General features: G+C 44.1%; 6 protein-coding genes. 5 read left to right on the plus strand and 1 reads right to left on the minus strand.

What is annotated here, in order from left to right; all coding sequences use genetic code 11:
* Nucleotides 1-371 precede the first annotated feature (371 nt).
* A complete protein-coding gene (locus ACFI6J_RS09110) occupies nt 372-1,169 on the plus strand; it encodes a M48 family metallopeptidase (RefSeq protein ID WP_014950456.1) in 798 nt (265 codons plus the stop codon).
* 145 nt (nt 1,170-1,314) lie between these two features.
* Here the strand turns inward: ACFI6J_RS09110 and ACFI6J_RS09115 are convergent, their stop codons facing one another.
* The gene (locus ACFI6J_RS09115) at nt 1,315-2,157 is read right to left on the minus strand and encodes a mechanosensitive ion channel family protein (protein ID WP_014950457.1); all 843 of its coding nucleotides are present in this window, start codon (nt 2,155-2,157) and stop codon (nt 1,315-1,317) included.
* Nucleotides 2,158-3,065: 908 nt separating this feature from the next.
* On the opposite strand from ACFI6J_RS09115, the gene ACFI6J_RS09120 reads away from it, so the two are divergent.
* The 4 genes from ACFI6J_RS09120 (at nt 3,066) to ruvX (ending at nt 6,005) form a co-directional block, all read left to right on the plus strand.
* Nucleotides 3,066-3,794: a 16S rRNA (uracil(1498)-N(3))-methyltransferase gene (locus ACFI6J_RS09120; RefSeq protein ID WP_348671034.1), complete on the plus strand. Its 729-nt coding sequence runs from the start codon at nt 3,066-3,068 to the stop codon at nt 3,792-3,794.
* Nucleotides 3,795-3,932: 138 nt separating this feature from the next.
* Entirely contained in the window at nt 3,933-4,886 is a 954-nt protein-coding gene (gshB, locus tag ACFI6J_RS09125) for a glutathione synthase (protein WP_014950459.1), read from the plus strand.
* 128 nt (nt 4,887-5,014) lie between these two features.
* The gene (locus tag ACFI6J_RS09130; protein WP_014950460.1) at nt 5,015-5,581 is read left to right on the plus strand and encodes a YqgE/AlgH family protein; all 567 of its coding nucleotides are present in this window, start codon (nt 5,015-5,017) and stop codon (nt 5,579-5,581) included.
* Nucleotides 5,574-6,005 carry a Holliday junction resolvase RuvX gene (gene ruvX, locus ACFI6J_RS09135; RefSeq protein ID WP_014980071.1) on the plus strand — a complete coding sequence of 144 codons (432 nt, stop codon included), beginning with the start codon at nt 5,574-5,576 and terminating at the stop codon, nt 6,003-6,005. The genes ACFI6J_RS09130 and ruvX overlap by 8 nt, the downstream gene beginning before the upstream one ends.
* The last annotated feature ends 61 nt before the right edge of the window (nt 6,006-6,066 follow it).

Genomic DNA, 6,066 nt, shown 5'->3' on the forward strand with positions numbered 1-6,066 from the left:
ATGTAACTTCTATGTATAAATTAGAATCAGTTTATGACACAAATATTAAATAGGCAAAAGCGCGTAACTTTTCTATAACAATAGATGGCACACACGCCGCTTTAAATATGGACAGCACGGAGCAGTAGGCTCAAAGTAATCACACTTCGCTCATGCAATTGTAAGCATATATTTCAAGATCCCTCGGCGTGTAAGGAAAAACGGTTTAGCTTAACAGCGGAACACGCTTCGCTTTTTCAAAGGTATAGTTTTATTTATAAGCACTATCTGATACTAATATTGCCAAATAGACGTATAAACTGAATGGGATAGTGCTTTAGCGCGCAAAAGTGAGCGAAGCGAGAACATTCAGTTATTAAAAAGGATTAACCATGAAATTGAAATTCACAGCTTCGGCAGTTATTGCCGCAGCGCTTACTTTAACAGCCTGTGCAACATCTCCTACGGGTAGAAATCAAGTGTTGCTCTATTCTGAAACTCAGCTCGCGCAAATGGGTGATCAGGCATTCACGGGCATGAAAGAAGAATTAAAAATTTCGAATAAAGCGGTTCAAAATTCTTACGTAGAATGCGTTGCAAATGCCATCACTGCTCAAGTACCAGCCACGGTATTCAATGGACAATGGGAAGTCGTTGTATTCGACGATGAACAAGTTAACGCATTTGCGCTACCCGGTGGAAAAATTGGTGTCTATACAGGCTTGCTCAACGTTGCAGAAAACCAGCATCAACTTGCTGCTGTCATTGGCCATGAAGTAGGTCATGTTATTGCAGAGCATGGTAATGAGAGAATGTCGCAGTCAACATTGATAAATATGGGCAGTCAGGCGGTAGGCCAAGTTTTAGCCGCGAATGAAGTGCCTCAGTCGGGTCCCATCATGGCTGCGATCGGATTAGGTGTTCAAGTCGGTGTCCAACTTCCTTTTAGCCGAACTCATGAATCTGAAGCCGATGTCATTGGTCTTCAGCTAATGGCGAAGTCTGGGTTTGACCCAAGACAATCTGTAAACTTGTGGCAAAACATGGACGCAGCAAGCGGCGGCAACCGCCCAATGGAACTTTTGTCGACTCACCCAGCACCTCAAACCAGAATTGATAATTTACAAGCGAACATGCCTAACGCCTATGCAGACTATCAAGCTACTGCTTACCGCCCGAACTGTCGCTAAAAGTATGTAATGCTATTCCGCATAGGCCATTACCCCGCTCAGCGAGAGTTAAAACGTTCGTAATCGCGGCGTGTTACGTCGCACTTAATCTTAGAATAAAAAAAACGCTGCGAAATGCAGCGTTTTTTGTTTGAAACCAACGAAATTATTCGCTGTCTGCTTTGTGAAGATGTACATCCATTTGTGGGAATGGAATTGAAATACCCTCTTCATCAAAACGCAGTTTAACGTTTTCAGTGAAGTCGAATTTAACACCCCAGAAATCGGCAGAATTCACCCATGGACGAACAATAAAGTTCACGCTGCTGTCCGCCAGTTCAGATACTGCAATTTTAGGCGCTGGCTCTGCAAGAATACGCTCATCAGCCGCCACCATTTCTTCAAGAATTCTTTTCGCTTTGAGAAGGTCAGCGTCGTAACCAATACCAACAACCATGTCTACGCGACGCGTGTCTCTTGCTGAATAGTTAGTGATGTTGCCACCGTAAATATTGCCATTTGGAACAATAATTTCTTTGTTGTCTGGTGTGTTCATTGTTGTAGTGAAAATACCAATCTTAACAATCGAACCAGCAGTACCTGCAGCTTCGACAAAATCACCCGCTTTAAATGGTTTGAAAACCAGAAGCATTACGCCAGCTGCAAAGTTCTTAAGCGAGTCTTGCAATGACAAACCAATAGCTAAACCAGCAGCACCTAATATAGCAACTAATGACGTTGTATCTACGCCTAGCTGATCAAGCGAAGCGACAATAACAAACAGCATTAGAATGGCGCTAAGGATAGCTTCCAGGAAGTCCACTAGCATGTTGTCGTATTTAGACTTGGCCATTAGGCGTCTAAATACAGATAAAATGAAACCAACTACGATCCTACCTATTACATAAATCGCGATTGCCATCAGAATGTTAATCCCCCACGGGATGGCGTAATCGTTTATGTACCTTTCAACATCGCTTGCAGAAAAAAGCGAAAGTTTTTCTTCCATAATATGGTCCTTGTCATGGTTAGTTGATAATTGCTGAAATACGGTAGCAGCTATTTGATTTAAGACCAATATAATATGGGCTCAAACACAGTAAATTTGCTCTAAAGTCTAAGCTACATGGGTATTTAAAAGCGTTAGCATTATACAAAAGTAGAGGAAGTTCATTTGTTTTACTTTAGGATCCACTGTCCTTTCTTGTACATTTTTGCAGCGGTTTGCTGGCCATCTAAGCAAGGCGGGTGTTTGACGGTTTAGTGGCTCTAAATCGACAAGTTTCTATGCCGTATAGGTGGCACACAGGCGCTAGAATGAAAAAACAAAAAATGAACACTTTATATTCGCTTGTCACACGCTTGTCACTCAACAAGCGCATCCTTCAGCACGAAGCTTAAATGCGCTTTGTGTTTTTTTTCCATTTTTTGGAAGTTACCGAGTTATAAGACATTTTTTTTGATGATTTTTTAGCCTCAAAGTTTTAGACTAAAGTCTCATGAAAGTTGACTGTTCACTACGCCTCATCAGTGTGTGTTGAGCAACTTCATGAAGGAGCTTTAGCAAACTATGTCACGTAAAGGATTAACGCATGTTGCTTCTCATAACCCTGTTTTCGGTGGTTTTGTGTTTATTTTTATATTCACTGCGCACCGATAAAGGAAAACATACTAAGTACGCAAGAGCGGACTACCGCCCAGCAGCCCAATCGAAGTCTTCATCCAACGTGTTGAAATCTACTTCGAGAAACTCTTCGCCTTCCGCGGCCTAGAGAGTGAGTCATGTGATTCTTAAATAGGCAGCATGCTGTCGTTTGCGTAAGTTTTTGCATATTTACTTACGCGATGTTGTCGACAGCATTGCAACCTGTATCCACACACGTATTATACGCGTTAAAACTACACATCTGATTTGTTATGCGTATACCAAGAGTTTATTACCCCAACCCAGTCCCGTTAGAACAAGAGTTTGAGTTAACTGAAGACGCCGGTCATCACATCGCGACGGTACTGCGCATAAAGCCCAATCGCCCTATTGTGCTTTTTAATGGCGACGGCAATGAATACAGTGCGCAAATTATTAGCGTTCAAAGAAAAAAAGTGACGGTTGAAGCCGACGCTTGTTTATCGCTAGCGAAAGAGTCCCCGCTTCATTTGCACTTAGGTCAAGGGGTATCTAAAGGCGATAGAATGGATACCGTGCTACAAAAAAGCGTGGAACTTGGCGTATCAGAAATAACGCCCGTCATCACTGAACGCTGTACGGTTAAACTCGACGAGTCGCGCTGGGAAAAGAAAATTCAGCAATGGCAGAAGATCATTATTGGCGCCTGTGAACAAAGCGGTCGCAACATTATTCCCGCGCTCAACGCCCCGGTTAGTCTTAATCAATGGTTGTCGTCTTCAACCAATACCACAAGATTAGTTCTCGCACCTGGCGCAGAGCAAAGCTTGGCAAGACAACCTTATAATGCTCAAGGCTTTCGTTTGCTTATTGGCCCTGAAGGTGGGTTATCTGAAACAGAAATTCATCAGGCAAACGAAAACGGTTATCAGTCGGTAAGTTTGGGCCCACGTATTTTGCGCACCGAGACAGCGGCAATTACAAGCCTAAGTATTCTTCAAGCTCAGCACGGCGACTTCTAAGTCAGTATTTTAGGCAGCTATATAGCAAGCATAGTGCTAGCTCAGTAACTTGAAGAATTCAGGTGTGCCCCCATATATGATTACAATCAGCTGGGCCATCTGAGCCGGCATTTTATCAACATTCAAGGTGAAAACATTATGCAATATACCGTTGGCGTAATTATGGACCCCATCGCGAGCATTAAGCCACATAAAGATACAAGCTTTGCGATGATGCTTGAAGCTCAGCGCCGCGGTGCAAAGGTTGTATATTTTGAATTAAAAGACCTGTATTTAGACAATGGTAAGCCTATGGGTTTAGGTAAAACCGTATCGGTCAAGGATCAAGCTACAGATTTCTACACCATTGAAGACGAGTCGACCTTGCATTTAGGCGACATTGATGTGTTACTCATGCGCAAAGATCCACCCTTTGACAGCGAGTTTTTGTATGCGACTCAGGTGCTGTCGCTTGCGCAGGACGCGGGAGCGCTAGTTGTAAATAACCCTCAAGCGCTTCGCGACTACAACGAGAAGCTGTTTACGTCGTACTTCCCAGAACACATTCCCAATACCTTAGTCACGAACAACCAAGCGCTTATCCGTGAGTTTCACGCCAAGCACCAAGACATTATTTGCAAACCCTTAGACGGTATGGGTGGCGCGTCTATCTTTAGAGTGAAGCCTGATGGCAATAACTTAGGCGTTATTATTGAAACCCTAACCAAGTTAGGCACGCGCTACATGATGGTACAAGAGTACCTTCCAGAGATTAAAGACGGCGATAAGCGCGTACTCATCGTTGATGGTGAAGTCATGCCGTACTGCTTAGCGCGACTGCCTACAAAAGGGGAAACCAGAGGTAACCTAGCCGCTGGCGGTACAGGACGCCCTCAGCCAATCTCAGATTCTGACCGCGCCCTAGCCGAAGCCATCGCGCCAACGCTCAAGGAAAATAACATTTTATTTGTAGGACTTGATGTTATTGGCAGCAAAATTACTGAAATAAACATTACTAGCCCAACTTGCGTAAGAGAAATAGAAGCAGCTTACGATGTTAATATAATGGGTGCGCTGTTTGACGCCATTGAAAAGCGCTTAGCCAGTAAATAAAGTAAGGTTGTATTGGTAACACAGTGCAGTTCGTATCGTAAAAAGCAAATATGAGTGGATAGAGCGCCTTTAGCTTCAATAGTGTAAAGGCCCTCACAGAGCAAAAGATAGTAGATAAAAGACAAACTATGACGGAATTAAAAAGCCTACAAAATCATTTTCTGGTCGCGATGCCTAGTTTGGACGATCCGTATTTTTCTCGCTCACTCATTTATATTTGTGAACACAACGCTGAAGGTGCTATGGGTATTGTAGTAAATCAACCCTCTACCATGAACGTGAAGCAGCTTCTTGAACAGACTGATAAAGAACTCACTGTGTCTGACGACAAAGCAGAGCAAATCGTGCTGGCTGGCGGTCCTGTAAGCCAAGAGCGAGGATTTGTGCTGCACTCGTCGCAAAGAGAGTGGGCATCTAGCTTAAAGCTTGCACCAGGGGTTATGGTGACCACCTCCAAGGACATTTTGACTGCTATTGCCAATGATGAAGGCCCTGAAGACGTTTTGATTGCTTTGGGGTACGCGGGCTGGACAGCCGGTCAGCTTGAGAAGGAAATGCAGGAAAACGCATGGCTCACCATCGAAGCTGACGAAGAAATTCTGTTTAACACGCCTATGCACAAGAAATGGCAAGCAACAGTAAATAAACTCGGTGTGGATGTATGGCAGCTAGCACCGGGAGCGGGACATGCCTGATATAGGAAATCGTACGGTACTTGCGTTTGATTTTGGTACCAAAAGCATTGGCGTGGCGGTAGGTCAGGAAATTACCGGTACGGCTTCCCCTCTTGCAGCGCTGAAGGCACGAGACGGTATTCCTGACTGGACGTTAATAGAAAAGCTTTACGAAGAATGGCAACCGCATATCGTGGTGGTGGGTTTACCGCTTAATATGGATGGTACTGAGCAGGAGATGACTCAACGCGCCCGCAAATTTGCAAACCGTCTACATGGGCGTTTTAAAGTGGCCGTTGACACCTGTGATGAGCGACTGACTACCACAGACGCTAAAGCCATGCTGTTTGAGTTAGGTGGCTATAAGAAACTGACTAAAGATAAGGTTGATAGTGTGTCGGCCTGTGTAATATTCGCTAGCTGGAGCGAGAGTCAGTACGAATAATTGTTAGGGCCTGTTGACCTTTGGTGTACGAATTTTGGTCTAAATGGAAGCCTTTTAATCG

The organism is Alteromonas sp. G4i13 (genome assembly GCF_054960505.1).